A 26,556-nucleotide genomic window follows, 5' to 3' on the forward strand; every position below is an offset into this window, starting at 1 on the left:
ATCCTCCTCTTATTGGAGTGGCTCTTTCTCCATTACGCTTGAAATAGTAGGAATAACTTCTTTCGCTACCATTTCTCTCGTTTGACGAATCGCACTAAATATTGATTGGTCATTGGAAGAACCGTGAGCCTTAATGACTGGAGCTTTCAATCCAAATAATGCCGCTCCTCCATACTCCGAATAATCCATTTTATCTTTTAATACCATAAGTTTTGGCTTTAATACCGCTGCTGCTAATTTGCTCGTAAACGAACTCATTAACTGCTCTTTTAACATAGAAAATAACGCAAGTGCTGTTCCTTCTAATGATTTTAGCGCTACATTCCCTGTAAAACCATCACATACAACAACATCTGCTACACCTTGCAATAAATCTCTTGATTCAACGTTCCCAACGAAATTAATTGGGGCATCCTTAAGCATTGCAAAGACTTGTTTTGAAAGCTCGTTCCCTTTGCCATCCTCTGTTCCAACGTTCAAAAGTCCAACACGAGGATTTTTAATTCCTCTTACTTTCTCAGCGTATACAGATCCCATTACTGCATATTGATATAAATGAATTGGTTTTGCATCAACGTTCGCTCCAACATCTAACATAACAAAACCTTCTCCATCAACCGTTGGCATTGTAGGGGATAAAGCTGGTCGTTCAATCCCTTCCATACGACCTACAACGAACAATCCAGCCGCCATTAAAGCTCCTGTACTACCAGCTGATATACAAGCATCCGCTACGCCGTCTTTCACTTGCTGCGCTGCTAGTACCATTGAGGCTTGTTTTTTTCGACGAACCGCTCTTACTGGTTCATCTGTCGATTCGATTTTTTCATCTGTATGAAGTATAGTAATTCGTTCTTCACTCGTTAAATATTGACGAATTTCCTCTTCTTTCCCTACTAACGTAATATGTAAATCAGAATATTCCTTAATAGCTTTCATTGCTCCTAATACGACAGCCTTTGGAGCATGATCGCCGCCCATTGCATCTATTGCGATTTTCATAAGTTGTTACCTTCCTCACTATAATTACTAGATCGATACATTTCAAAAGTGCCTGTAAAAACAAGTTCTTCTCCAACAAAGCTACGCACTTTGACAACGGTCCGTCCTTTATCATTCTCTACATCTTCAACGCGCGCTTTTGCAACAACACGCTCTCCTAATTTTACAGGACGAATGTATCGAATGGTAGACTTTGCAGTTAAAGCTAATTCTTCATCAATAACCGCAACAGCTAGTGAGTTTGCTTGTGCAAACAAATGATGCCCACGGGCAATCTGATTTCTTTTAAATACGTGTTCTACCTTCACTTCAAAGATAGAAATCGCATGTCTATCTAATTCTATATCGATAATTTCTCCGACAACCTCTTCTAACGGTAAAGATTTCACATCTTCTTCATGTTGCTTTGTAGCTACATGTTTAATTCTTTCTCTTAATTCAGGAATAGATAATTCCATACGGTCAAGACGTACGGTTTGTATACTCACTTGAAATTTTTCTGCTAAATCTTCATCCGTAATAAAAGGATTCGTTTCTATTGTTTGTTGTAATAATTCTTGTCTTTCTTTTTTACTTCTTCTTTTTTTCATACCGCACCATCCATTTTTATGACTAGGTACTAACAGTAGTATATAATCATTAAAAGTAGAATGCAACAAAAACTTTCGTTGCCTCCCTTTAATCGAGCTTCTCTCCTTGGAACACACCTGTCCCGTCAAGATAAGTACGCAGCGAAGCATACTGATCATTATGCCAAAACGCTTCTGATTCTACTAGTAACGCCGCATCTTGTCTAGCTGTTTCTAACGCTCGATAATCATGTACCATATCAGCAACCTTGAATTCTGGTAAACCACTTTGCTTACTTCCAAAGAAATCTCCAGGACCTCTTAACTCTAAATCTTTTTCTGACAATACAAATCCATCATTCGTTTCGGTCATAATACGCATTCGCTCTTTTCCCGTTTCCGATTTTGGATCCGCGATTAATAAACAATATGATTGTTCACTACCACGCCCAACGCGTCCCCTGAGCTGATGGAGCTGCGATAAACCGAAACGCTCTGCATCATAAATAACCATTACAGTCGCATTCGGTACGTTCACACCTACTTCAACAACTGTTGTCGACACAAGAATTTGCACTTTATTTTCACTAAATTGTCCCATTATCTCTTCTTTTTCTTGAGATGAGAGTCTGCCATGCATTAATCCGACTTGACATTTCCCTTGATAATGATGAGTCAGCATACTATGTAAGTCAATCGCATTTTGTACATCAAGTTTCTCAGATTCTTCAATAAGGGGACAAATAACATATGCTTGTCTTCCTTTTTTTATCTCCTTCTCCACAAAACCGAGAACTCGATCTAACATATCATGTTTTGCCCAGTATGTTTCAATTACCTTTCTACCAGCTGGCATCTCATCGATTATAGAAACATCCATCTCTCCAAATGCAGTAATTGCTAACGTACGCGGAATTGGCGTCGCCGTCATAAATAAAACATCCGGACTTTCACCTTTCTCCCTTAAAACTCGTCGCTGCGCTACACCAAATCGATGTTGTTCATCAGTAATAACGAGACCTAACCTATGAAAGATAACTTCATCTTGAATTAAAGCATGTGTTCCAACAAGGATATCTATTTCTCCTTGTTCTAATTTTGCCAAAATCTCTCGACGCCTTACACCTTTAACAGAACTGGTTAACAATTCAACATTCATACCAAAGTGCGAGAACGTCTCTGCAAGCGATTGATAATGTTGCTCTGCTAAAATTTCTGTAGGAACCATTAAAGCACCTTGATAATGTGCTAACTTCGCTGCATAAAGGCCAATCGCTGCAACGACTGTTTTCCCAGAACCTACATCACCTTGCAACAGACGATTCATCCGATAAGGAGATGTCATATCTTTCATAATTTCATCTACTACCCGACGCTGCGCACCAGTTAATGGAAACGGAAGTGCATCAATAAACTCTTGTAATTCTGCTGAAGGAATTTCTTTTTTCGTCCCTTTCGAATTTTCCCTCTCCATTTTCCGTAATGTTTGCATTTTTAGCTGAAATAAGAAAAACTCCTCATATACAAAACGGCGACGTGCTTGTTTTAAATCTTCCTGTCCTGCTGGAAAATGCAACGACCGAAGCGCTTCATAACGCGGCAATAATTTATATCGGCTTAGCAATCCATCAGGTAACACTTCAACTATAGATTCTCCATACTCCTTGAACGCTTGGGCAATAAAACGGCGCATCTGTTTTACTGTAAGTTTCCCTTTCACTGAGTATACAGGCTCTACTTCTTGTTGACGTACAACTGGTCCAAAATGAAGCTCTGATACCGCAATTGTTTGACGGTGCTGATCCCATTTACCAGTAATCGTTACTGTTTCATTTAAATTTAACTTCTGCTTATAGTACGGCCTATTAAAGCATACAGCTGTAATTAAATAACGACCGACGAGGACACGAACCGTAAGACGCGACTTCTTCTTCCCATAATATTGCAGTAAAGGAGCACTATGAACCTTTCCCTCAACTGTTACACGTTCATCATGCTTTACTTCAGCAAGATCTTTCATCGCATAATCTTCATAACGGTACGGAAAATGTTCTAATAGATGAGAAACTGTATAAATCCCCATCTCGTTTAGTAATTCAGATGTTTCTCCTCCGATTCCCTTTACATCCGTAACAGGAACTTGTACAACTTCATTCAAGATTCTCACGCTCCGTCACATTATTTTCTTTGATTCATTCATACTATTGACATCTGTAATCGCTCTCTTTCACCCTATATATTCTATCATAGGCATTCTTAGAGAAACTACTCAAATCCCTCATAAACAATACGAAAGAAAAGAGCCTCACTATTAGCAGCAAGGCTCTTTTTTATCTTCAATATGCTAGCCTTTTGAATAAAAACTAGTAATAAACTTCATATTACTACTTCTTATCCATTAGCAAGTAAGTAATCCATTTATTTTCAAAACGAATTTTCTCTTATTCTACAGAGAAGATGAACGAATACACCGGTTGGTTTCCAGCATGTACTTCTACTTCTGCATCTTCAAAATTCTCTTCTACAAATGCAACTAACTCAGCTACTTCTTCGTCAGTTGCATCTTCACCTTGAAGAATCGTTACAATTTCAGAATCTTCATCAATAAGTGCTTCTAGTAATTGCTTTGCAGCTCCTACTTTTGCAGCGTTTGTTGATACAATTTTTCCATCTGCAATACACATGAAATCATCTTTTTGAATCGCTACACCATCAATTTCCGTATCACGTACAGCATACGTAATTTGACCGGTTTTCACATGAGATAAAGCTTCTTTCATGTTTTCTTCGTTCTCTTCTAACGTTCCAACTGGATTAAATGCTAACATTGCAGCCATACCTTGAGGAACTGTTTTTGAACGAATTACAATCACTTCTTGATCCACAACTGACGCTGCTTGTTCTGCTGCCATCACGATATTTCCGTTGTTCGGTAAAATAATGATTTTTTCAGCATTCGCTTCTTCAATCGCCTTCACAATATCCTCCGTACTTGGATTCATCGTTTGGCCACCTTCGATAACTTTCGTCGCGCCAATGCTCTCAAATAAAGTTTTGATACCAGATCCCATAGCAACAGTTACGATACCGTACGGTTGTTTCTCTTTAGACTGGCTAGTTGGCTCAGGCATCATAGTAGGCTCATCTAATAAAGCAGTATGCTGTTCACGCATATTTTCTACTTTAATCTTAATTAAACTACCATAGCGTTGTCCATAATTCATAGGATCTCCAGGATGTTCCGCATGAATATGAACCTTAACAACCTCATCATCTGATACAACAAGTAGTGAATCTCCGTACACACTAATATCTTCACGGAATTTTTGTTCAGAGAAATTATGTTCTTTCATTTTCTCAGGCTCTAATTTCACCATGAATTCCGTACAATATCCATACTTAATATCTTCTGTACTCAATTGGCTTTGTACACTACGGTGATGTTCTGCGCGTACCATGTCATTCATAGATGGTTGGGCAGACACATTAGAAGAAATCGTTTCTCCTTTTAAGTCAGCTAAAAATCCTTCGTATACAACAACAAGACCTTTACCACCGCTATCTACAACGCCAACTTGTTTTAATACAGGTAATAAATCCGGCGTACGATTTAACGATGCATTCGCTTCTTTCACAACGTCTTCCATAAACAAAACAAAGTCGCGCTGTTTTTTCGCAACTGTCACTGCATATTTACCCGTTTCTCTTGCAACCGTTAAAATCGTTCCTTCAATCGGTTTCATAACCGCTTTGTAAGCCGCTTCTACCCCAGCATCTAAAGCTGCAGCAAAATCAACTGTTGTTAATTCTTCTTTTTGTTCAATGGATTTAGAGAAACCGCGGAACAACTGAGATAAAATAACTCCAGAGTTACCACGTGCTCCCATTAATAATCCTTTGGCTAAACTTACGCCGACTTTACCAGCATGCTGTGAAGGATTTGCTTTCACTTCACGTGCGCCTGAAGTCATTGATAAGTTCATGTTTGTACCGGTATCGCCATCTGGAACCGGAAATACGTTTAATGCATCAACAAGCTGAACATTATTTGTTAAATTATTCGCTCCTTGCATGATCATTTGTGATAAACGTTTCCCATCAATTTTTTGAATTGACACAGATTTTCCTCCTTAATGCACATTACAAGTTTATTACTTTAACTCCTTGTACGTAGATGTTTACAGAATCTACTGCTAGTCCTACAGTTTGATCTAATGTATATTTCACTTTCGTCTGCACGTTATGTGCTACTTCTGAAATTTTCGTACCATAGCTCACAATAATATACATATCAATATGTACTTCATCTTCATCTTTACGAACAATAACACCTCTAGTGAAGTTTTCTTTTCGTAAAATGTCTGTTAAACCATCTTTTAACTGATTTTTTGATGCCATACCTACGATACCGTAGCAATCTACTGCGGCACCTCCAGCAATTGTTGCAATTACATCTGTACTAATATCAATTTGACCATACTTCGTTTTAATTTCAATTGACATCTCGTTTCCCCCTTCATAAATGGTGAAAGTGAGCTAGACTACTTTAGTTACTATCATATAATCTTTTTAAAGAAAATTCCATCGTTCTTTCTTTTCACTCTCATATTTTATGTTTTAAATCACATTTTTTATGATGAGCAAAATAGTCCATTGTTATTATACAACATGTACCACTATAATATGTCAAGCAATTTTTCTTGATTTCAACTTTTCATCATCGACATATGGTGTCAAGTAATTTTTCTTGATTTCTTTTTTCTACGGTGTTGCATTCTCTTTTTAGTTGTGTTAAATTATAGTAGTGTTTTTAGCATCGCAAAAAAGACTAACATTGAAAAATTACGTATGGTAAGGTATCAAGGGAGGGAAATATAAATGGCTCGTGTTTGTGCTATCACTGGAAGAAAAGCTCGTTCTGGTAACTCTCGTTCTCACGCAATGAACGCTACAAAACGTAAATGGGGCGCTAACCTTCAAAAAGTTCGCGTACGCATCGACGGAAAAGTTCAACGTGTTTACGTTTCTGCTAGAGCATTAAAATCTGGCAAAATCGAACGTGTTTAATAATAAAAAAAAGAGCCGATAGGCTCTTTTTTTACTATGACAATGGAAAAAGCACCGGTAATAGGTGCTTTTTTTAATCTTTTTTGAAGGTATTTAACATGGCACGAACAATTCCACCAAGAAATTTAGGTAACTTAATTGTATAAAATCTCATGGTTTCCCTCCTAATCCCCATTACTCCACTTGTTCACTATATGATGTAAGGAGCAAAATTGTTTCTTTAATCAGTGCTTCTTATCACCATTAATATGCCAGAAGTAAATGAAAAAGTACCTTTTTCCTCAACGAGTTCATTACTAATACAAAGTGTTGATCCCCATTCTATTGTTTTATTAGTTAGAGGATACTTAAAACCAAGTAATGTAATCCCTTCTACTATTTCAGTAACCGGCACAAAAGATACATAAGGGAAATTTTTATTTTCTTCAATTATATGTGTACCCACTTTTTTCACGCTTATTTCATTTTTATTATCTACAATACACATTTCTATCCCTACTTCTAACCCTCTTAAAAGCATCTGTATATTTGCTAAACCGTGATCCAGCCTTCCACCGGTGGCACCAAAAATACGAATCAATGTCGGATTTTCTTCTAACGCCCAGTTAATCGCAATTTCTAAATCTGTTTGATCTTTTTCACGAGGAACAATATGTAAGTCATTTGTTTGCTGGCCCATCCATACTAATTCCTCTTCAGTAACTGAATCGTAATCTCCAAATGCAACAGCTGGAGTAATCCCTCCTTTTAATAGACGATATACTCCTCTATCAACTGCCGCCCACACTACTTTCTCATTTTCATATCGAGAAAAATCTGCACAATATTCCGCAGGTCCACCCGCTAAAATATGAATAATCATGTTTCCTTCCCCTTCTATTGTAAAAAGGCAATCTGCCATTCGGTAGATTGCCTTTTTACATATTTTTTCTCTATCCTTTATAAATAGTGAAAACTTACTACACTAGCAGTTTCACTAGGATAAAGACTCGTTCATTCATTATCCACGAATGACACGAATTGCTTCACCACGGTCTTTTTGATTGTATACTGCTGATCCAGCTACAAGTACATTTGCTCCTGCTTCAACACAAAGTCGTGCTGTTTCAGTGTTTACACCACCATCAACTTCAATTTCTACTTCTAGATTGCGCTCTTTAACCATTTCTGCCACTTGTTTAATTTTCGGTAATACAGAATGGATGAATTTCTGTCCACCAAATCCAGGGTTTACTGTCATAAGTAATACCATATCGATATCTTCTAATACATGCTCAATCGTCGAAACTGGCGTATGCGGATTTAATACAACTCCCGCTTTAATGCCATAAGACTTAATTAGCTGAATTGTACGATGCAAATGAGGGCACGCCTCTACATGAACAGTAATAATATCCGCTCCCGCTTTTGCGAAAGTCGGGATATAGTTATCAGGATTTTCAATCATTAAATGTACATCTAATGGTAAAGATGTAATTGGACGGATAGCTTCTACAATTAATGGTCCAATCGTAATATTTGGTACGAAATGTCCATCCATTACATCGACGTGAATGTAATCCGCTCCACCTTTTTCTACATCTTTAATCTCTTCCCCTAATTTTGAAAAATCTGCTGATAAGATCGATGGTGCAATTTTAATCATAACTAATACCTCGGCTTTCTCTCTCTAATTTCTTCTACGAATTGTTTGTAATTTTTATAACGATATTCTGTAATCTTCCCTTCTTCAACTGCTGTCTTCACAGCACATTTCGGTTCAGAAAGATGTGTACACCCTCTAAATTTACAGTATTGGCTCGCTTCTTTCAACTCTGGAAAACAATATGTAAGATCTTCTACCTCTATATCTATGAAATCAAGTGAACTAAAACCAGGTGTATCTGCAACTAGTCCGCTTCCAACCGCAATTAATTCCACGTGTCTTGTCGTATGTTTCCCGCGTCCTAAATGCGAGGAAATATCATTCGTTTTCAGTTCTAACTCTGGACGTAAAACGTTAAGCATAGAAGATTTTCCAACACCAGATTGCCCTGCAACGACAGAAATACAACCTTCTAAGAATGGTTTTAAAATATCAATACTTTCCGATGTATTTATAGAAGTAAATAATACATCATATCCCATCTCACGATAGTCATTTGCATAAGATTCAACAGTCTCTCTCATTTTTTCATCCACTAAATCCATCTTACTAATGCAAATAATCGGCTTAATGTTATGATATTCAATCAGCACTAAAAATCGATCTAATAGTCCCGGATTAAAATCTGGTTCTACTGCAGAGAAAACGAGAATTGCTTGATCAACATTAGCAATAGGAGGCCTAACAAGTTCATTTTTCCGATCAAATACTTCAAGCACATATCCTTCAGTTGGATTATCTGCTTGAAAGACAACTTGGTCTCCTACCAGTGGCGTAATTTTATTTTTTCTGAACACACCACGCCCACGGCATTGTGTAATCCCTTCTTCATGCTGCACATAATAAAATCCACTTAGAGCTTTTACAATTTTTCCTTCTGGCATATAATTCTCCTTTATTTTGTATAAAGTGAAGCTGTCATTAATATTAAATGGTTTAAAATTCTTTAAATACTTATTTCAAAACCCGTCATATATACAAGTTAATATATTTAATCTACCATCAAATTTAAAATATTATTTATAACAGTATCACTTTTATAGCTTTTTGAATCATATATTTTTGCCTGTTATACAGTCCACTATATGTAGACAGCATAACAGGCAAGAGTAATACATTCCATCCCCTCTAGAAAGAAAATGGAAGTCATTGTTATTGAGTTGGGTATGGTACTTCTTTGTCGATAATCGTTACACCATCTCGTACAATTTTATAGTGTCCTTTTGTACCTTCTTGAATTACAAATTCTAAAGAAATAGTTGCCGACTCTGAAATTGTTCTAGTTTCAATTGGTCTATCCATTTTTTGTTGCATATCTTCTTTATAAATTTCTATTGTTTGCGGTTTTTTCTCACCAATTATAGAAGACTCATACGGAATAGAAATATTATCCACTTTCACTGTTTTCGTTACTTTCGGCTTAGGCCCCTCTGAGATGATAATCGTCACTTTATCTCCTTCTTTTAACGGCGTTCCTGGTTTTGGAAATTGCGAAATTACAAGTCCTTTATCAACAGTATCGGAATACTCTCGTTTTATATCTGGAGTTAGTTTTCTCTCATTCAAATAACCGTTTACGCTATTTTCAGTCCATCCTGAAAAATCACCTGATCTAATTTGATAAGGACCTTTACTTACCCAAATTTTCAGTTCTTGTTCCGCCTCTACTACCATTTGATCAGGCGTCGGAATTTGCTCTACGATTTCACCTTTTGGCCTATCATTTTCAATATAATTTATTGTAACTTGCTTATATTTTTCTTCTAATTCATTCCTTATACTCTCAAAATCTTTTCCTGTGAGATCACTCATCTTACTTTTCTTTTTTCCACCTGATTGATAGATAGTAATTTTAGAGTTTTCTTTCACGACTCTACCAGCCACAGGGTCTGTTTTTATCACATCACCGGTTTCAACATCATCTGTATATACAATATTAGGTTCCGTAACCTCAAAACCCTTTTCAACTAATTTATTTACTGCTGTCGTATACTTCATACCAGCCACATCAGGGACTTTTACATCTTTTGGAATAAAGAATCCCGGAATAACAGTAAGCGCTAACGTTATTCCAATTGCTAAAAGTAAAAATGTCGTAATTAAAACTTTGATCCATTTATTACTTCGTTTTTTCTTCTTATTTAATTCCGTTTCTTCTTTTCTTTTCTGTTCATCCACTTTACTTCCTTTTAAAACAATTGTTTCATCAGTTACATTTTCGAATAATTGTTCTTGTTGAATAATCGGAATCGCTTTTGTCGCTTCCATATCTTCCGGTATGTAAAATGGCTGCTCATTTATCCTCTCTGGATATAGCGCAGTTTCAATATCTCGTTTCATCGCATTGGCAGATTGATATCGGTGAAACGGATCTTTCGCAGTTGCCTTTAATATAATATTTTCGACACTTTGCGGAATATTTTCATTCCATCTCTTTGGAGACGGAATTTCACTTTGTAAATGTTTTAAAGCTATAGCAACAGCAGATTCGCCAGAAAACGGCTGTCTTCCTGTTAACAACTCAAACATAACGATTCCTAGGGAATAAATATCTGATTGTTTATTTGCTATCCCGCCGCGTGCTTGTTCTGGTGATAAGTAATGCACCGAACCGAGTACCGAATTTGTATGTGTAATTGTTGTTGCACTTGTAGCTGTCGCAATTCCAAAATCTGTTACTTTTATTACTCCATCAGCTCGAATTAAAATATTGTGCGGTTTAATATCACGGTGCACAATTTCAAAATGATGGGCGTGTGCCATGGCGGATGTTAACTGCTCCATAATATCAAGAGCTTCTCCTATAGGTAACATCCCTCGCTCAATTATGTATTGCTTCAATGTTTGTCCTGGTACATACTCCATTACAAGATAATATATACCATCTTCTTCTCCGACATCATACATATTCACAATATTTGGATGCGACAACGTTGTAACAGACTGCGCTTCTCGATGGAAACGTTTAATAAACTCTTCATTATTTGAATAGTCGAGTCTTAATATTTTTACCGCTACATCTCGGCCAAGTATATCATCATGAGCTAAATACACATTGGCCATTCCACCACCACCAATCATTTTCAGCAGCTTATAACGGTCATTTAAGCGTTTTCCAATCAGCACGTTGCACTTCACCTACTTTCGTTTGTCGAACCCGCATAATCAATAAGAACAAGGGTGATATTATCTTCCCCGCCACGATCATTCGCCAATTGAATGAGACGTTGTCCCTTAGTTTCAAGCTGTTCATTTAACTGTAAAATTTGTTGCATATCAGCAATAGAAACTTTGTTAGATAACCCATCCGAGCAAAGAAGTAACTGATCATCTTCCTCAAGCACCAATGTTTTAACATCTAATCCGACTTTTTCTTCTGTTCCTAATGCCCTTAACAAAACATTCTTTTTCGGGTGATATTCTGCGTCTTCTTTTGAAATTTCACCATGTCTTACAAGTTCATTTACAAGTGAGTGATCTTCCGTTACAAGCGAGATTTCTCCCTCTGATACCATATAACAACGACTATCTCCTATATGACCTATTGTCACAAAGTTTGGCGTACAAATCGCTATTATAAGTGTTGTTCCCATACCATTACATTCTACATGTTGCTTAGAGTACTCATATATACGCTCATTAATAATCCCAACACTCGTATGTAACCACTCTTCTACTTTTTTTGGTTCATTCATATTATGCGTTTGCTTCCAATAATCATGGAATAATTGAATGGTCATCGAGCTAGCTACATCACCAGCTCGATGACCTCCCATTCCATCTGCTACTACCGCTAAAATATTTCCATCTAAATTGTGAAAAACTCCCGCACTATCTTCATTATGTTGACGAACTTTTCCTTTATCTGATAGAAACACGGCTTTCATCTCGTCACCTCGTCTCTTCTTTACGCTCCTTCGCACGTAACTGACCGCAGGCTGCATCAATATCATGACCTTGTTCACGGCGAATTGTTACATTCACTCCACGATCTTTTAACGTTTTTTCAAATAAGAAAATTTGTTCACGTGGCGTACGTACATAATCACGTTCAGGTACGTAGTTTACCGGAATTAAGTTTACATGACATTTTACACCTTTTAAAAGCGCAGCAAGTTCTTCAGCTTGCTCAACTTGGTCATTTTCTCCTCCAAATAAGCCATATTCAAACGTAATACGACGCCCTGTTCTATTTACATAGTATTTAACAGCTTCCATTAAGTCTGGTAGCTTATAAGCACGGTTAATCGGCATTAATTTTGAACGTAACTCTGTATTTGCAGAATGCAATGAAATCGCAAAATTAATTTGCATATCTTCTTCAGCGAACTTATAAATTTTTGGAACAATTCCACTTGTTGAAACTGTCATATGTCTTGCACCAATATGAATTCCTTTTTCATGGTTTACAATGCGTAAGAATGACATTAAGTTGTCGTAATTATCAAACGGCTCTCCAATTCCCATAACAACAAGCGAACTTACACGTTCTTCTGTTTCATCAAGTGCACGTTGCACTTCTACTACTTGCGCTACAATCTCTCCAGCCTCTAAGTTTCGTTTTAACCCACCAAGTGTAGATGCACAGAACGTACAACCAATACGGCATCCAACCTGTGTTGTTACACAAATAGAATTTCCATATTCGTGTCGCATTAACACTGTTTCAATAGAATAGCCATCATATAATTGGAATAAAAATTTAATTGTTCCATCAGAAGATGTTTGTTTTACTAATGTATTTAAAGTAGTAATATCAAAGGAATTCGACAATTTATCGCGTAATCCTTTAGAAAGATTCGACATGTCGTCATAATTTTTTACACGTTTTTTATATAGCCAATCAAAGATTTGTCCTGCACGGAATTTAGGTTCTCCTTGTTCCTTTAACCAATCTTGCATTTCATGAAGTTGTAAAGAATAAATTGATGGTTTCTTCGTTTCTAGATTTTTCTTTTGTTTTCTCACAGTCGTTTCCACGATGCTACACCTTCTTCCTTAAACAAGCAATATAAAAGCCATCCGTTGCAAAATAATGCGGTAAAATTCGCACTTGACCTTCATCAATATACGGATTTAATTTTTCTGGCATGCGATCTTTTATCGTAGTATCCCATTCAAATTCAGGATGCTCTTGTAAAAATTGCTTTATTACTTGTTCATTTTCTATTTTTTCTATTGTGCACGTACTATAAACAAGGCGACCACCTTGTTTTAATAACGGTGCTATTTTTTCTAGTATTGCAAGTTGAATCGTCGATAATCTTTCACTATCGCCTTTATTTTTACCTAACTTAATATCAGGTTTACGTCTAATCACACCAAATCCAGAACATGGTGCATCTACTAATATTTTATCAAATGTTTCATTCGCGAAGTGTTCTTGTACTTTTCTAGCATCTAGTGCTTTTGTTTCGACATTTTCTAAACCAAGTCTCTCCGCTTGTTGTTTAATTAAACGTACTTTGTGTGCATGTAAATCAAGAGACATAACTTGACCTGTTCCTTTTAATCGCTCTGCAATGTGCGTTGTCTTTCCGCCCGGAGCAGCACAACTATCAAGAACTTCATCTCCCTCATTTGGTTCTAAAGCGCGTGCTACAAGCATAGAACTTTCATCTTGAATAGAAAGAAAACCTTTTTTGAACGCATCTGTATGCGCTACATTCCCTCTTTCAATTTGAATTGCATCCTCTGATAAATCGCCGCGCTTCGCTTCTATACCTTCACCAGCCAACAACTCAATTGCTTCTTCTACTGTTATTTTATCAACATTTACACGCGCTGTTGGTACCGGGGGTAGCATGTTCACTTCACACATTTTCTCTGCTGTCTCTAAACCATATTCAGAAGCCCAGTCTTGCACAAGCCACATTGGATGACTTGTTGCAATTGCCAAACGTTCTATTGGATCCTTGATTTCATCTACAGAAGGTACCCCTTCTCTCTGAATCGAACGTAATACCCCGTTTACCATACCAGCAATCCCTTTATGCCCGCGACGCTTTGCAATTTCAACTGCTTCATGAATAGCCGCTCTTTCTGGCACTCGGTCTAAATAAATCATTTGATATAAAGATAAGCGAAGTAATACTCTTACCCACGCCTCAACCTTCTTTTTTAAAAAAGGCTGTAAATAATAATCTAATGTGTCACGACGTTGAATCGTTCCATATACAATTTCAGTTAACAAACCAATATCTTTTCTATCAATTGCATTTTTTTCAATTAGATTATTTAAAAGTAAGTTACTGTATGCACCACTTTTTTCTACTTGAATTAAGCCATCAAGAGCTAACTCACGAACATTTTGTCTCATGCATTTTCTCCTAACTTCGTTCCAATTTCAGGTTTTGTGCCACGTAAAAATTGCGAACAACTCATACGTTTTTTACCAGAAGGTTGCAATTCAGTGATTTTAACACCTGTCTCATTCCCTGTTGCAACAACAAATCCATCTTCTTCAAGAGCTACTATTGTACCTGGTTCAGCTTTCTCTGTAATAGAGACCTTCTCTCCCCACCATACTTTAATAACTTGTCCTGCCAAAGTCGTATAAGCGACTGGCCATGGATTCAATCCGCGAATGTGATTGTATACTTCTTCACCTGTTTTTGTCCAATCAATTTTCTCTTGCTCACGTTTTATATTATATGCAAACGTTACTTCTTCTTCGTTTTGTTTAATTGGTTCTAACTTACCTTGAATTAATAAAGGTACTGTTTTAGATAGAAGGTGTGCCCCTGCTTCACTTAACTTATCGAATAAAGAGCCTGTCGTTTCACGCTCTTCAATCTCGACTTCTACTTGCGTTAAGATATCACCAGCATCCAATTTCTCTACCATATACATAATTGTAATACCCGTTTTTTCTTTACCTTCCATAATTGCATAATGGATTGGTGCACCACCACGAAGTTCAGGTAGTAAAGACGCGTGGACGTTAATACATCCATACTTCGGTGCTTCTAAAATTTCATTTGGTACAATCTGACCGAAAGCAGCTGTTACAATTAAATCTGGCTCTAATGCCAAGACTTGTTCATATTCGTCTTTTTCACGAATTCTTAACGGTTGTAACACCGGAATACCATGTTTTTCTGCTTCAACTTTAACAGGTGTAGGTGTTAATACTTTTTTTCTACCTACCGGACGATCAGGCTGCGTCACAACACCTATTACATCATAGCCATCTTCGATAAGACGACGAAGCACCGGCACTGAAAAGTCCGGTGTTCCCATAAATACTACTTTTATCATTCAAAAACCGCTCCTTTTAATACCTATTCTAATTCGTTTTCCTCATAATATCTTGTCACTTTCGATGTAAATAACACACCGTGTAAATGATCGATTTCATGTTGAATGGCACGTGCTAAAAATCCTTCTGCTTCTAGTAAAAATACTTTACCTCGGCGATTTTGAGCACGTACTTTAATATAATCCGCACGTTCCACTTCACCATAAAGTCCCGGGAAGCTTAGACAGCCTTCGGGACCTACTTGTTCACCACGTTTTTCTAGTATCGATGGATTGATTAACTCGATTTTCCCCGTATCATCACCGATATCAACTACCGCAACTTGCAAGCTTACACCTACTTGAGGCGCAGCTAAACCGACTCCGTCCGCAATTAACATTGTTTCATGCATATCTTTCAACAATTTCACTAACTTTTTATCAAAGTTAATTACTCTTTCGCATGGTGTTTCTAACACTTCATTTGGATGCTTTACTATTTCTAAAACTGCCATATTTCCCTCCGCTACATTAACATTGTTGGATTAAAATCAATTGAGATTTGTAGCTCTTTTTGCATTTCTGCTTGATAATGTTCATTTACCATTTTGAGCACGTTCTTTAAGTTTGGTTCCCGTTTGTATTTTATCATGCATTGATAACGATATCTATCTTTTATCCTTGGAATTGCTGAAGCAACCGGTCCTAACACCATCGTTTGCTCTGTGCAGTGCGCCCGTAAATGACCGACAATTTTTTCCGTCACTTGCACTGCCTTTAATAATTCTGGATGAGATACTGTTACAAGTACAACATAGTAATAAGGTGGATATTGTCTTGTTCGTCTCATTTGCATTTCTTGGTCAAAAAACACATCATATTGTTGGTTCTTTGCTAACTCTATACTGTAATGTTCTGGCGTATACGTTTGAATTATAACTTCCCCTGGCAATTCATGTCTGCCTGCTCGTCCACTTACTTGCGTCAATAACTGATACGTCTTTTCACTCGCTCGAAAATCAGGCAAGTGAAGCATCGTATCTGCAGTTAAAACCCCGACAAGAGTTACTTTAGGAAAATCTAATCCTTTCGCAATCATTTGTGTTCCAAGTAGTATATCTGCTTTTTCTTCCCCGAACGCCTTTAATAATTTTTCATGCATTCCTTTGCGACTTGTCGTATCTACATCCATTCGAATGACTCGTGCCTCTGGAAATAGTTTTGTAATTTCTTCTTCTACCTTTTGTGTACCTGTACCAAAGAAACGAATATATGTACTTTGACAAGCAGGACACGCAGTCGGCATATTCTCTTCGTGACTGCAGTAATGACATTTTAAACGATGGTTCATTTTATGATATGTCAGCGAGATATCACAATGCGGACATTGTACAACATACCCACAATCACGGCACATAACAAATGTAGAATGACCTCTTCTATTTAAAAAGAGCACCATCTGTTCTTTCTTTTCTAATCGATCTGCTATTTTTTCATGCAATGCCTTCGAAAACATGGAACGATTCCCGTCACGAAGTTCCTCACGCATATCAACAATCTCTACTGTTGGTAACGCTTGTTTATTCATACGTTTTTCCATCGTTAGTAATTCATACACACCTTTTTTCGCTCTTGCAAACGATTCAAGTGTCGGTGTTGCACTACCAAGAACGATAGGACATTTATGATATTGCCCCCTCCAGACAGCTACATCCCTTGCATGATACCTCGGATTATCTTCTTGCTTATAGCTCGATTCATGCTCCTCATCAATAATAATAATCCCTAAATTTTCAAAAGGAGCAAATACAGCTGAACGTGCACCAACTACAACTTTCACTTCTTTTCTTAAAATCTTACGCCATTCATCATATTTTTCTCCAACAGACAGCGCACTATGAAGAACCGCAACTTGCGAGCCAAATCTGCCTTTAAAACGATCTACCATTTGAGGCGTTAGTGCAATTTCAGGAACAAGTACAATAGCTTCTTTCCCTTTCGCGAGCACCGCTGCTATAGATTGTAAATATACTTCTGTTTTTCCGCTTCCTGTAACACCATATAGTAAAAATGGATTGTAAGTTTCATTTGTAATTGATGATAAAATCGGTGCAATAACTTGCTTTTGTTCCTCCGTAAGTGGGAATGGTTTCGTTTGTTCAAAATCATCATCGTCATACGGATTTCGGTACACTTCCACATACTTTTCTGAAATTAGCCCCTTTTTAACAAGTGCTTTAATCGGAGCGTCTGTTATTTGCAACTCTTCTGTTATCACTTTCAACGGCACACTTTTATAATTTTCCACAAAATAATAGAGTACATCTTGTTGTTTTTTACTTTTCAGTTCAAATGCTGCTAATTCCAATTTATCTTCTGACAACTCCGGTTGAACGACTCTTTGTTTCTTCTTTTGCACTTTATCTTTTACCTGATAAACAACTTCAATCGTGCCATTTTTAATTTCTTGTTGAATCGTGCGGTATAGATGCGGCTGCGTCTCAATCGCTTCCCAATCTATCGCTTCTTTGTCCTGAAATAAAAACAGTAGTTCAGGTGCTACTTCTTCTTGTTTACGAAGTTGTAGACGCTTTTTATACGTGGCTTTTATCGCCGTTGGAAGCATGACTTGAAAGGCTGAAATCATATAACATAACGTTTCGCTTGTAAGCCAATATCCAAGCTTTAATAATTCCTCGTTTAAAACTGGTGTTACATCTAATATTTCATGGATTGTCTTTAGCTTCTTACTTTCTACTTCAGCCGAATCTTTGATCCCAATAATAAAGCCTTGCAATTTCCTTGGGCCAAATGGAACTACTACACGCATGCCTGTCTGAACAATATCTTCCCACTTTTTAGGGATAATATAATCAAATGGTCGATCTGTCTGACGTGCAGGTACATCAACAATTACACTTGCAAATTTCATAGACGATCATCTTCTAACATCATTTCAATTTGCTTTAATATTTCACGAGCAACCTCTTTCTTCGTTAAAAGTGGTAACTCGATAACTTCTCCATCTTTTCTATACATTGTTACAATGTTTGTATCTGTACCAAATCCAGCTCCTTGTGCCTTTACATCGTTCGCAACAATCATATTCGCATTTTTCTCACGTAATTTTTTTGTTGCGTATTCCTCTACCTTTGTCGTTTCAGCCGCAAAACCGACAAGTAACTGTTTATCCTTCATCTCACCTAACGTTTTTAAAATATCTACTGTTCTCTCAAGTTCGATTACAGCATCACCATTTTTCTTTTTCATTTTATTATCATGAACATATTTCGGGCGATAATCTGCAACTGCTGCTGTTTTAATGACAACATCTACGTTTTGATACTGTTGCAGAACTACTTCTAACATATCTTGTGCAGATTCCACTTGTACCGTATTTACATGTAATGGTGGGTTTAATGCTGTCGGTCCCGAAACAAGTATGACATCAGCACCTAAGTTCGCTGCCACTTCCGCAATTGCATATCCCATTTTCCCAGAAGAAAAATTGGTCATAAAACGCACTGGATCAATCTTTTCACGAGTTGGGCCAGCAGTTATTAATATTTTTTTTCCTTGCAACGGTTTTTGTTCGGAAAAAGCCTCTTCTAACCGTGCAATAATTGCTTCCGGTTCTTCTAGTCTTCCCTTCGCAACATAACCACACGCTAAAAAACCTTCTCCAGGCTCAATAAATGTATATCCTAACGTTTTCAACGTCATCATATTTTTTTGTACAATTTTGTTTTCATACATATGCACATTCATAGCAGGTGCAATCCACACTGGGGCTGTAGTAGCTAACAAAGTAGTTGTAATCATATCGTCTGCAATACCACCAGCTAACTTCCCAATACAATTGGCAGTAGCAGGTGCAACAAGTACTACATCTGCCCAATCTGCTAAATCGATATGTGCAATAACAGCCGAGTCTTTCTCATCGAATGTATCTGTATATACGTCATGGCGAGAAAGTGCTTGAAATGTAAGAGGCGTAACAAACTTCATTGCCGACTCACTCATCATTACTTTTACAATAGCACCAGCTTGTGTCAATTTACTAGTTAACGCAGCCGCTTTAAAGACCGCAATGCCTCCTGTTACACATAGAAGTATCTTTTTCCCTTTTAGCATATGGCTCGTCCTCTTTCTTTTTCAAACTTATAATACTGAAACAGAATTCCCAGCTCATCAGTACCAATATTTCTTCCCTATCGTAAAAAAATAACAACCTACTTGTAAATAGGTTGTTACCGTTACATAGAAAATTATAAAGTCTATGTTTTAATTTGTCGAAAAGAATGTCTTAATCGATGATTTTGCCTTCGCTTGGTACATATTTTAATACTTCTGCATCGATTTCTTCTAATGATTTACCTACACATTTATGAGAAACAGGTTGCTCGATAACACAGTTATCAGCAAGTTGCATTTCACGCGCACGTTTTGCAGCTACTGTTACAAGTGTATATTTAGAATCGATTTTTGTTAATAATGAATCAATTGATGGATTTAACATAATTATAGACCCTCCGTCATTTCTTTATAATATTTTGCTACTCTTTCGCGGCGGCAATGTTCACCAACCACAATTGCTTTAATTCTTTCACAAGCTAATTCAACTTGATCGTTTTCTACAACATAGTCGTAAGCGTCCATCATTTCGATTTCTTCTTTCGCTACCGTTAAACGATTTTCAATAACATCTTCAGTTTCTGTACCACGGCCGACAATACGGTTCTTTAGTTCAGATAAACTTGGAGGTGCTAAGAAAATAAATACACCTTCTGGGAAAGCTTTCTTAACTTGAATTGCTCCTTGCACTTCAATTTCTAAGAATACATCTTTTCCTTCTTGTAATGTTTTTTCAACATAGTCAATCGGTGTTCCGTAATAATTACCTACGAACTCAGCCCACTCCAGTAATTTTTCATTACGAATCATTTCCTCAAATTCTTCTCTCTCTTTAAAGAAATAATCCACACCATCTACTTCACCTTCACGTGGCTTACGTGTCGTTACTGAAATGGAGTACTGAAAACGTGTATCCTCATGACTAAACAGCTCTTTTCGAACCGTTCCTTTACCAACCCCAGAAGGTCCTGAAAGAACGATGAGCAATCCTCTTCTACTTCTCATAAATATGTAAAACCTACCCTTCCTCACTTAAATCTTCTTTATTATTCAAACGATGTGCAATCGTCTCTGGCTGAATTGGACTTAATACCACATGCCCATCATCCATAACAATAACCGCCCTTGTTTTTCTCCCATACGTAGCATCAAGCAAAGCATTATGTTCGCGTGCTTCCTGTACTGTTCGTTTAATAGGAGCTGACTCCGGACTTACAATAGCAATAATTCGATGAGCAGATACAATATTTCCGTATCCAATATTTAAAAACCGCATGGCCATAGTTTGCGCCTCCTAGTAAGTCTATCCGATTTCTCCACCACGTATAACTTTATATATTTTTTGAAAGCTACTCAATATTTTGTACTTGTTCACGAATTTTTTCAAGGTTATTTTTCATTTCTACAACATATTTTGAAATTGTTAAGTCATTTGCCTTAGAACCAATCGTATTAATTTCTCTATGCATCTCTTGCACGATGAAATCCATTTTCCTTCCAACAGGCTCTTCAATCTGCAGTGTTTCACGAAATTGCTCTAAATGACTTTGCAAACGAACTAACTCTTCGTGAATATCACAACGCTCTGCAAAGATTGCGACTTCTGTTAACAATCTTTGTTCATCTAGATCTTGATTATGTAATTCTTTTAAGCGATTTTCTAATCGTTCACGATATTTTTGTGTAACAATCGGTACATGCGGAATAATTGCATTTACACAATTGTGAATCTCTTGTAAACGATACGCTATATCTTTATGTAATCGTTCTCCTTCGCCATCTCTCATCGTTTTTAACATATGAGCAGCTTGGCGAACAGCCTCATATAAACCGTTCTCAAATTGTTCATTTACATTTTCTACTTCTTCAATCGCTGTTACTTCTGGCATTTCCATTAATTGCTGAAGTGTAATAGAATCTTGTAATTGAAATTTTTCTTTTATATCTTCCATAATCGATTGGTACTGCTCAAGAAGCGACCAATTCACACTTAATTTTCTTTCAACAAGCCCTTCACCCGTTATACTAATAGACACTTCAATGCGTCCACGCCGAACTTGTTCTGCAATTATTTTACGAATTTTTTCTTCAAATATCATCATTTGCTTCGGAAGTCGAATACTCATCTCTAGGAAACGGTGGTTCACCGATTTCATTTCTACTGTAATTTGAAAAGTATCATTTTCCACTTTCGATCTTCCAAATCCTGTCATACTACAAATCATTTTTATCACATCCAAGCCATGAAATAACTCAATGAAAAAGGTAATAGAGACAAGGCTCTACTACCTTCTGTAAATTATATCACATTTTCATATCATTGACTATTTCAAGTTTAATCCCTTCTTATATAATACTGACTTTTCCTTCTTCCCCTTTTTCCCTGTTAATAAAGAACCTACTAATAAGAAGGTCGGAATTGATGACAAACCTCCAATTAACAACCAATCTCTCGCTTGTATTGGCATTGTACTAAAGATCGGTTGTAGCGGTGGGTAATATATAACCACTAACATTAACAGTAAAGAAATAATAACCGCTCCTACTAAATACACGTTCCCAAACGGATTACGGTGGAAGATAGAATGTTCACTTCGGCAATCAAATACATGAATAAGTTGTGCAAGTACCAACGTCGCAAACGCCACAGTTTGTGCATATTTCAGTTCATTTGGATGCTGATTATATGCAATAATAAACGCCACTAACGTCACTGCTCCAATTAGAAAGCCACGGCTTATAATTTTCCAGGCAAGCCCTCTAGCAAATACCCCTTCTTTCGGATGACGCGGCGTTCTCTTCATAACGTCTCCTTCCGCCTTATCCAATCCTAATGCCATCGCCGGTAATCCGTCAGTCACTAAGTTCACCCATAAAATTTGAATGGGAACCATCGGCAGCGGTAATGCAAGTAACATTGCAAATAACATGACTAAAATTTCTCCTACGTTCGATGCTAATAAATAACGAATAAACTTACGTATATTCTCGTATATATTTCTACCTTCTTTAATTGCTGATTTAATCGTAGCAAAATTATCATCTAGCAAAACAAGAGAAGAAGCTTCTTTCGCAACGTCTGTCCCTGTAATTCCCATCGCTATCCCAATATCCGCTGTTTTTATAGCCGGAGCATCGTTTACTCCATCACCTGTCATCGCTACTATATGCCCTTTATTTTGCAACGCCTTAACAATCTTCAATTTATGTTCAGGTGATACTCGAGCAAATACATACGTATCTTCTACAACACTTTCTAGTTCCTCTACATCCATATTCGCGAGTTCTACTCCTTCAACAACACGTCCACCAGGTGGTAAAACCCCTAATTGTTCCGCAATTGCCATTGCTGTCACTTTATGATCTCCTGTAATCATCACTGTTCGAATACCAGCTTCTCTGCACTCTTTTACAGCCTGTTCTACCTCTGGTCTTGGCGGATCAATCATTCCCTGTATCCCGACCAACATAAAATCTTTTTCAACGTCTCTTTCATGTTCAATAGAATCTGTTACTTTTAATGGCTTAAATGCAACTGCAATTGTTCGGAGCGCTTGACTACCTAAACTATGAATAGCCGCCTGTACTTCTTTTCTATACAACTCACTTAACGGTTGTTGCTTATCCCCCCATAAAATCGTTTGACTCATTTGCAGGAGGACATCTGGTGCTCCCTTCGTAACAAGAAACTTTTTCCCCTCCCTATCTCGCACAATAACACTCATCATTTTTCGAGTTGAATCGAATGGAAATTCACGAATAATTTCAAATTTCCCTTTCAGTGCCTCACGCGTTATCCCCGCTTTCATTGCTGCAGCTACAAGTGCTCCCTCAGTTGGATCTCCATCTAATACATACGCCTTTTTCTTTTGAATAATATTTGCGTTATTACAAAGTGAACCAAATGTTAGTAGTTGATACAGTGCTTTTGTTTTAGCTGGATCGCATTCTTTTTCACCTTTCAAAAAAGAGCCATTAGGTTCATATCCTTGACCCGTAACTTTCCATAATTCCCCACCTGACCACATATGTGTTACCATCATTTTGTTTTGCGTCATTGTTCCTGTTTTATCAGAGCATATAACAGAAGCGCATCCTAACGTTTCTACCGCTGGTAACTTCCTTACAATTGCTCTCTTTTTAATCATACGCTGTACACCAAGCGATAAAGCTACTGTAACAATTGCTGGTAATCCTTCAGGAATAGCAGCAACAGCTAGCGACACGCCTGCTAAAAACATATGATACACTTCATTCCCTTGATACACACCGGCTAATACAACAAGCGCTGTCAAAATAAGAGCTACAATAATTAATATTTTCCCGAGTTGCTCTAATCTTCTTTGCAGTGGTGTTTCCATTTGCTCTGCATTTTGTAACATATTTGCAATTTGGCCCATCGCTGTATTCATACCAGTTGCTACAACGACCCCTGTTCCAGCTCCTCGTGTAATCATCGTACCCATAAAAGCCATATTTTTTTGATCACCAATTGAAACATCTTTCCCCTGCAGAGCTTCTACCTTCTTCTGCACCGGTACTGACTCTCCTGTCAAAGCTGATTCTTCGATATATAAACTTGATGCCTCAACAAGACGTACATCCGCCCCAATACGATCACCACTAGAAAATTTAATGATATCACCTAAAACAAGTGCTTTAGACGGTGCTTTTACCCAATTTCCATTCCGCATTACAGTAACTTGCGGGGCGGCTAGCTCTTTTAAAGCTTCCAGTGACTTTTCAGCCTTTCTTTCTTGAAAAAAGCCAAGAATACCATTGATAATAACAATCGCAACAATCGCAATAGAATCAATGTATTCACCTAAAAAAGCTGAAACTATTGTTGCACCAAATAAAACAAGCACCATAAAATCTTTAAACTGCGCCAAAAATACCATCAGTGCAGAAGGCCTTTTGGCTTCATCTAATTCATTTGTACCAAATTTTTTTATTCGCCCTTCTGCTTCCTTCTCTGTAAGCCCAACCTTCACATTCGTATTCGTTCTTTCTTCCACTTCGTGTGCGCGCATTCCATACCAGTTCATCCCGCTATCGACCTCCTGATTCCAGACATACTCTATTGAAAGCTTATTCAGCCTCGTCCAAAAAAATGCTATAATTAACTTTTAGTTAGAAAGGAGTGTTCATTTATGGCATTCGATGGATTATTTACAAGAGCAATTACACATGAAATTGCAAATTCTCTTTACACAGGAAGAATTTCCAAAATATATCAACCTTCAAAATACGAGATTTTATTACATATTCGAGCAAACGGAAAAAATCAAAAACTAATTCTTTCCGCTCATCCGACATATGCACGTTTACACTTAACAAATCAAAATTACGATTCACCTGCACTTCCGCCAATGTTTTGTATGCTTCTTCGTAAGCATTTAGAAGGTGGGTTCATTGAAAAAATTGAACAAATTGATTTAGAGCGCATTATTCAAATTACAGTTCGTAGCAGAAATGAAATTGGTGACGAATCGCTAAAAACATTAGTAATTGAAATAATGGGACGACATAGTAACATCATTTTAGTAGATACAAAAACAAACAATATTTTAGATAGCTTAAAACACGTTTCTTTAGCGGTAAACCGACATCGAACTGTATATGCTGGAGCGGAGTACATTGCACCACCAGCACAACATAAAATTAACCCACTCCAGATTGAAACAAATGATGAATTTATTAGACCGCTAGACTTTCTATCTGGAAACATGGATAAACAGCTTGTCGGCACCTTTACGGGAATTTCGCCGTTATTCGCAAAAGAAGTAGTGAAAAAAGCAGGTATGGTAAATGAAAAAGCATTAGCGGACGCATTTTTCTCCATACAAAAACCATTACTAACTCATACATATTCACCAACAATGACTACTTCAAATGGGAAAGAATTCTTTTATCTTTTCCCTCTTGCACACTTGCAAGGAGAAGACAAGACATTCTCATCTGTTAGTGAATTGCTAGACCGTTTCTTTTTCGGAAAAGCAGAGCGCGACCGTGTAAAACAACAAGCTTATGATTTAGAGCGCTTTATGCAAAACGAAAAAAATAAAAATGAGAAGAAACTCATTAAACTAGAAAAAACATTACAAGATGCCGGAAAAGCAGATAAATATCAACTATTTGGAGAACTACTTACAGCCAATATGTACGCTTTGAAAAAAGGTGATAAAGATATTGAAGTCGTTAACTATTACGACGAAAATGGCGGAACTGTAAAAATTACATTAGATCCTTTAAAAACACCATCTGACAATGCGCAACGCTATTTCCAAAAGTACCAAAAAGCGAAAAATTCAGTTGTTGTTGTAGAAGAACAAATCGAAAAAACAAATGAAGAAATTCTTTATTTTGATAGCTTACTTCAACAAATGGAAGCTGCTTCTTCAAAAGATATTGAAGAAATTCGCGAGGAATTAGCTGAAGAAGGTTATATGCGCAATCGTAAAGCAAAAAATGCTAAGAAGAAACCAACTAAACCGGTATTAGACAAATATTTAGCTAGTGACGGAACAGAAATTTTCGTCGGTAAAAACAACAAGCAAAACGATTATTTAACAACGAAGTTTGCCCGTCGTGATGAAATTTGGTTACATACGAAAGATATCCCTGGGTCTCATGTTGTCATTCGTTCTCTTGAACCTACCGAAGAAACCGTGTTAGAAGCTGCTAAAATCGCTGCCTATTTCAGTAAAGCAAAAGATTCTAGTTCTGTTCCTGTAGATTTCACCAAAATACGCCATGTCAAAAAACCGAGTGGTGCAAAACTTGGTTTTGTTACGTACGACAATCAGCAAACCGTATATGTAACACCTGATGCTGATACTGTAATGAAATTAAAAGCTTAAATATAAAAATGCGTTGCTCATAAGCAACGCATTTTTA

General features: G+C 37.2%; 24 protein-coding genes. 2 read left to right on the top strand and 22 right to left on the bottom strand.

Features of this window, described 5'->3' with window-relative positions:
• Nucleotides 1-9 precede the first annotated feature (9 nt).
• From plsX to DN392_RS23750, 5 genes are all read right to left on the bottom strand, one after another.
• The gene (plsX, locus tag DN392_RS23730) at nt 10-1,002 is read right to left on the bottom strand and encodes a phosphate acyltransferase PlsX (RefSeq protein ID WP_000684108.1); all 993 of its coding nucleotides are present in this window, start codon (nt 1,000-1,002) and stop codon (nt 10-12) included.
• Nucleotides 999-1,592, bottom strand: a complete 594-nt coding sequence (gene fapR / locus DN392_RS23735; RefSeq protein WP_000747352.1) for a transcription factor FapR — start codon at nt 1,590-1,592, stop codon at nt 999-1,001. Before fapR ends, plsX begins: the two co-directional genes overlap by 4 nt.
• Nucleotides 1,593-1,680: 88 nt before the next feature.
• Nucleotides 1,681-3,729, bottom strand: coding sequence for an ATP-dependent DNA helicase RecG (recG, locus tag DN392_RS23740; RefSeq protein ID WP_001006891.1), 2,049 nt, complete (start codon nt 3,727-3,729; stop codon nt 1,681-1,683).
• 283 nt (nt 3,730-4,012) lie between these two features.
• Nucleotides 4,013-5,689, bottom strand: coding sequence for a DAK2 domain-containing protein (locus tag DN392_RS23745; protein WP_000027123.1), 1,677 nt, complete (start codon nt 5,687-5,689; stop codon nt 4,013-4,015).
• Nucleotides 5,690-5,711: 22 nt separating this feature from the next.
• Nucleotides 5,712-6,074 (bottom strand): Asp23/Gls24 family envelope stress response protein, encoded by a 363-nt coding sequence (locus DN392_RS23750; RefSeq protein ID WP_000021109.1) that lies wholly within the window; start codon nt 6,072-6,074, stop codon nt 5,712-5,714.
• Nucleotides 6,075-6,449: 375 nt separating this feature from the next.
• Between DN392_RS23750 and rpmB the strand changes: the two genes are divergently transcribed.
• Nucleotides 6,450-6,638 (top strand): 50S ribosomal protein L28, encoded by a 189-nt coding sequence (gene rpmB / locus DN392_RS23755; protein WP_000124776.1) that lies wholly within the window; start codon nt 6,450-6,452, stop codon nt 6,636-6,638.
• A gap of 73 nt (nt 6,639-6,711) precedes the next feature.
• Here the strand turns inward: rpmB and spoVM are convergent, their stop codons facing one another.
• The 17 genes from spoVM to DN392_RS23840 form a co-directional block, all read right to left on the bottom strand.
• Nucleotides 6,712-6,792, bottom strand: a complete 81-nt coding sequence (gene spoVM / locus DN392_RS23760) for a stage V sporulation protein SpoVM (RefSeq protein WP_001213599.1) — start codon at nt 6,790-6,792, stop codon at nt 6,712-6,714.
• Nucleotides 6,793-6,858: 66 nt separating this feature from the next.
• Nucleotides 6,859-7,539: a thiamine diphosphokinase gene (locus DN392_RS23765; RefSeq protein ID WP_002096352.1), complete on the bottom strand. Its 681-nt coding sequence runs from the start codon at nt 7,537-7,539 to the stop codon at nt 6,859-6,861.
• Nucleotides 7,540-7,638: 99 nt separating this feature from the next.
• Nucleotides 7,639-8,283, bottom strand: a complete 645-nt coding sequence (gene rpe, locus DN392_RS23770; RefSeq protein ID WP_064056435.1) for a ribulose-phosphate 3-epimerase — start codon at nt 8,281-8,283, stop codon at nt 7,639-7,641.
• 2 nt (nt 8,284-8,285) lie between these two features.
• Nucleotides 8,286-9,167 carry a ribosome small subunit-dependent GTPase A gene (gene rsgA, locus DN392_RS23775; protein ID WP_001113945.1) on the bottom strand — a complete coding sequence of 294 codons (882 nt, stop codon included), beginning with the start codon at nt 9,165-9,167 and terminating at the stop codon, nt 8,286-8,288.
• Between the two features lie 268 nt (nt 9,168-9,435).
• On the bottom strand, nt 9,436-11,409 hold the full coding sequence (gene prkC / locus DN392_RS23780; protein WP_071742769.1) for a serine/threonine protein kinase PrkC: 1,974 nt from the start codon (nt 11,407-11,409) through the stop codon (nt 9,436-9,438).
• A gap of 8 nt (nt 11,410-11,417) precedes the next feature.
• A complete protein-coding gene (locus tag DN392_RS23785) occupies nt 11,418-12,170 on the bottom strand; it encodes a Stp1/IreP family PP2C-type Ser/Thr phosphatase (RefSeq protein WP_000648694.1) in 753 nt (250 codons plus the stop codon).
• A gap of 4 nt (nt 12,171-12,174) precedes the next feature.
• On the bottom strand, nt 12,175-13,263 hold the full coding sequence (gene rlmN / locus DN392_RS23790) for a dual-specificity RNA methyltransferase RlmN (RefSeq protein WP_000450539.1): 1,089 nt from the start codon (nt 13,261-13,263) through the stop codon (nt 12,175-12,177).
• Between the two features lie 4 nt (nt 13,264-13,267).
• Nucleotides 13,268-14,602 carry a 16S rRNA (cytosine(967)-C(5))-methyltransferase RsmB gene (gene rsmB, locus DN392_RS23795; RefSeq protein ID WP_001249653.1) on the bottom strand — a complete coding sequence of 445 codons (1,335 nt, stop codon included), beginning with the start codon at nt 14,600-14,602 and terminating at the stop codon, nt 13,268-13,270.
• Nucleotides 14,599-15,543 carry a methionyl-tRNA formyltransferase gene (gene fmt, locus DN392_RS23800; protein WP_000598793.1) on the bottom strand — a complete coding sequence of 315 codons (945 nt, stop codon included), beginning with the start codon at nt 15,541-15,543 and terminating at the stop codon, nt 14,599-14,601. The genes rsmB and fmt overlap by 4 nt, the downstream gene beginning before the upstream one ends.
• A gap of 23 nt (nt 15,544-15,566) precedes the next feature.
• Complete coding sequence (gene def, locus DN392_RS23805) at nt 15,567-16,037, bottom strand: peptide deformylase (RefSeq protein WP_000279468.1); 471 nt, start codon at nt 16,035-16,037, stop codon at nt 15,567-15,569.
• Between the two features lie 11 nt (nt 16,038-16,048).
• Entirely contained in the window at nt 16,049-18,454 is a 2,406-nt protein-coding gene (priA, locus tag DN392_RS23810) for a primosomal protein N' (protein WP_000666707.1), read from the bottom strand.
• The gene (coaBC, locus tag DN392_RS23815) at nt 18,451-19,656 is read right to left on the bottom strand and encodes a bifunctional phosphopantothenoylcysteine decarboxylase/phosphopantothenate--cysteine ligase CoaBC (protein WP_000911722.1); all 1,206 of its coding nucleotides are present in this window, start codon (nt 19,654-19,656) and stop codon (nt 18,451-18,453) included. The genes priA and coaBC overlap by 4 nt, the downstream gene beginning before the upstream one ends.
• Before the next feature lie 172 nt (nt 19,657-19,828).
• Entirely contained in the window at nt 19,829-20,041 is a 213-nt protein-coding gene (rpoZ, locus tag DN392_RS23820) for a DNA-directed RNA polymerase subunit omega (protein ID WP_000933965.1), read from the bottom strand.
• A gap of 2 nt (nt 20,042-20,043) precedes the next feature.
• Nucleotides 20,044-20,661, bottom strand: a complete 618-nt coding sequence (gmk, locus tag DN392_RS23825) for a guanylate kinase (protein ID WP_001257740.1) — start codon at nt 20,659-20,661, stop codon at nt 20,044-20,046.
• Between the two features lie 13 nt (nt 20,662-20,674).
• Nucleotides 20,675-20,938 carry an extracellular matrix/biofilm regulator RemA gene (gene remA / locus DN392_RS23830; protein ID WP_001251456.1) on the bottom strand — a complete coding sequence of 88 codons (264 nt, stop codon included), beginning with the start codon at nt 20,936-20,938 and terminating at the stop codon, nt 20,675-20,677.
• 67 nt (nt 20,939-21,005) lie between these two features.
• Entirely contained in the window at nt 21,006-21,881 is an 876-nt protein-coding gene (locus DN392_RS23835; RefSeq protein WP_000563110.1) for a YicC/YloC family endoribonuclease, read from the bottom strand.
• Between the two features lie 99 nt (nt 21,882-21,980).
• Nucleotides 21,981-24,704 carry a calcium-translocating P-type ATPase, SERCA-type gene (locus tag DN392_RS23840; protein ID WP_048565651.1) on the bottom strand — a complete coding sequence of 908 codons (2,724 nt, stop codon included), beginning with the start codon at nt 24,702-24,704 and terminating at the stop codon, nt 21,981-21,983.
• A 105-nt stretch (nt 24,705-24,809) separates the two neighbouring features.
• Here DN392_RS23840 and DN392_RS23845 point away from each other — a divergent pair, with 105 nt between their 5' ends.
• Nucleotides 24,810-26,519, top strand: a complete 1,710-nt coding sequence (locus DN392_RS23845; RefSeq protein ID WP_000863260.1) for an Rqc2 family fibronectin-binding protein — start codon at nt 24,810-24,812, stop codon at nt 26,517-26,519.
• Nucleotides 26,520-26,556 lie beyond the last annotated feature (37 nt).

Origin of the sequence: Bacillus sp. BB51/4 (assembly GCF_008368845.1) — a bacterium.
Lineage (GTDB): Bacteria > Bacillota > Bacilli > Bacillales > Bacillaceae_G > Bacillus_A > Bacillus_A wiedmannii.

Coding starts and splice junctions, on each gene's coding strand:
- plsX (WP_000684108.1), bottom strand. CDS start 1,002: ATGAAAATCGCAATAGATGCAATGGGCGGCGATCATGCTCCAAAGGCT.
- fapR (WP_000747352.1), bottom strand. CDS start 1,592: ATGAAAAAAAGAAGAAGTAAAAAAGAAAGACAAGAATTATTACAACAA.
- DN392_RS23750 (WP_000021109.1), bottom strand. CDS start 6,074: ATGTCAATTGAAATTAAAACGAAGTATGGTCAAATTGATATTAGTACA.
- rpmB (WP_000124776.1), top strand. CDS start 6,450: ATGGCTCGTGTTTGTGCTATCACTGGAAGAAAAGCTCGTTCTGGTAAC.
- spoVM (WP_001213599.1), bottom strand. CDS start 6,792: ATGAGATTTTATACAATTAAGTTACCTAAATTTCTTGGTGGAATTGTT.
- DN392_RS23765 (WP_002096352.1), bottom strand. CDS start 7,539: ATGGCAGATTGCCTTTTTACAATAGAAGGGGAAGGAAACATGATTATT.
- rpe (WP_064056435.1), bottom strand. CDS start 8,283: ATGATTAAAATTGCACCATCGATCTTATCAGCAGATTTTTCAAAATTA.
- rsgA (WP_001113945.1), bottom strand. CDS start 9,167: ATGCCAGAAGGAAAAATTGTAAAAGCTCTAAGTGGATTTTATTATGTG.
- DN392_RS23785 (WP_000648694.1), bottom strand. CDS start 12,170: ATGAAAGCCGTGTTTCTATCAGATAAAGGAAAAGTTCGTCAACATAAT.
- rsmB (WP_001249653.1), bottom strand. CDS start 14,602: ATGAGACAAAATGTTCGTGAGTTAGCTCTTGATGGCTTAATTCAAGTA.
- fmt (WP_000598793.1), bottom strand. CDS start 15,543: ATGATAAAAGTAGTATTTATGGGAACACCGGACTTTTCAGTGCCGGTG.
- def (WP_000279468.1), bottom strand. CDS start 16,037: ATGGCAGTTTTAGAAATAGTAAAGCATCCAAATGAAGTGTTAGAAACA.
- priA (WP_000666707.1), bottom strand. CDS start 18,454: ATGAAATTTGCAAGTGTAATTGTTGATGTACCTGCACGTCAGACAGAT.
- coaBC (WP_000911722.1), bottom strand. CDS start 19,656: ATGCTAAAAGGGAAAAAGATACTTCTATGTGTAACAGGAGGCATTGCG.
- rpoZ (WP_000933965.1), bottom strand. CDS start 20,041: ATGTTAAATCCATCAATTGATTCATTATTAACAAAAATCGATTCTAAA.
- gmk (WP_001257740.1), bottom strand. CDS start 20,661: ATGAGAAGTAGAAGAGGATTGCTCATCGTTCTTTCAGGACCTTCTGGG.
- remA (WP_001251456.1), bottom strand. CDS start 20,938: ATGGCCATGCGGTTTTTAAATATTGGATACGGAAATATTGTATCTGCT.
- DN392_RS23835 (WP_000563110.1), bottom strand. CDS start 21,881: ATGATTTGTAGTATGACAGGATTTGGAAGATCGAAAGTGGAAAATGAT.
- DN392_RS23840 (WP_048565651.1), bottom strand. CDS start 24,704: ATGAACTGGTATGGAATGCGCGCACACGAAGTGGAAGAAAGAACGAAT.
- DN392_RS23845 (WP_000863260.1), top strand. CDS start 24,810: ATGGCATTCGATGGATTATTTACAAGAGCAATTACACATGAAATTGCA.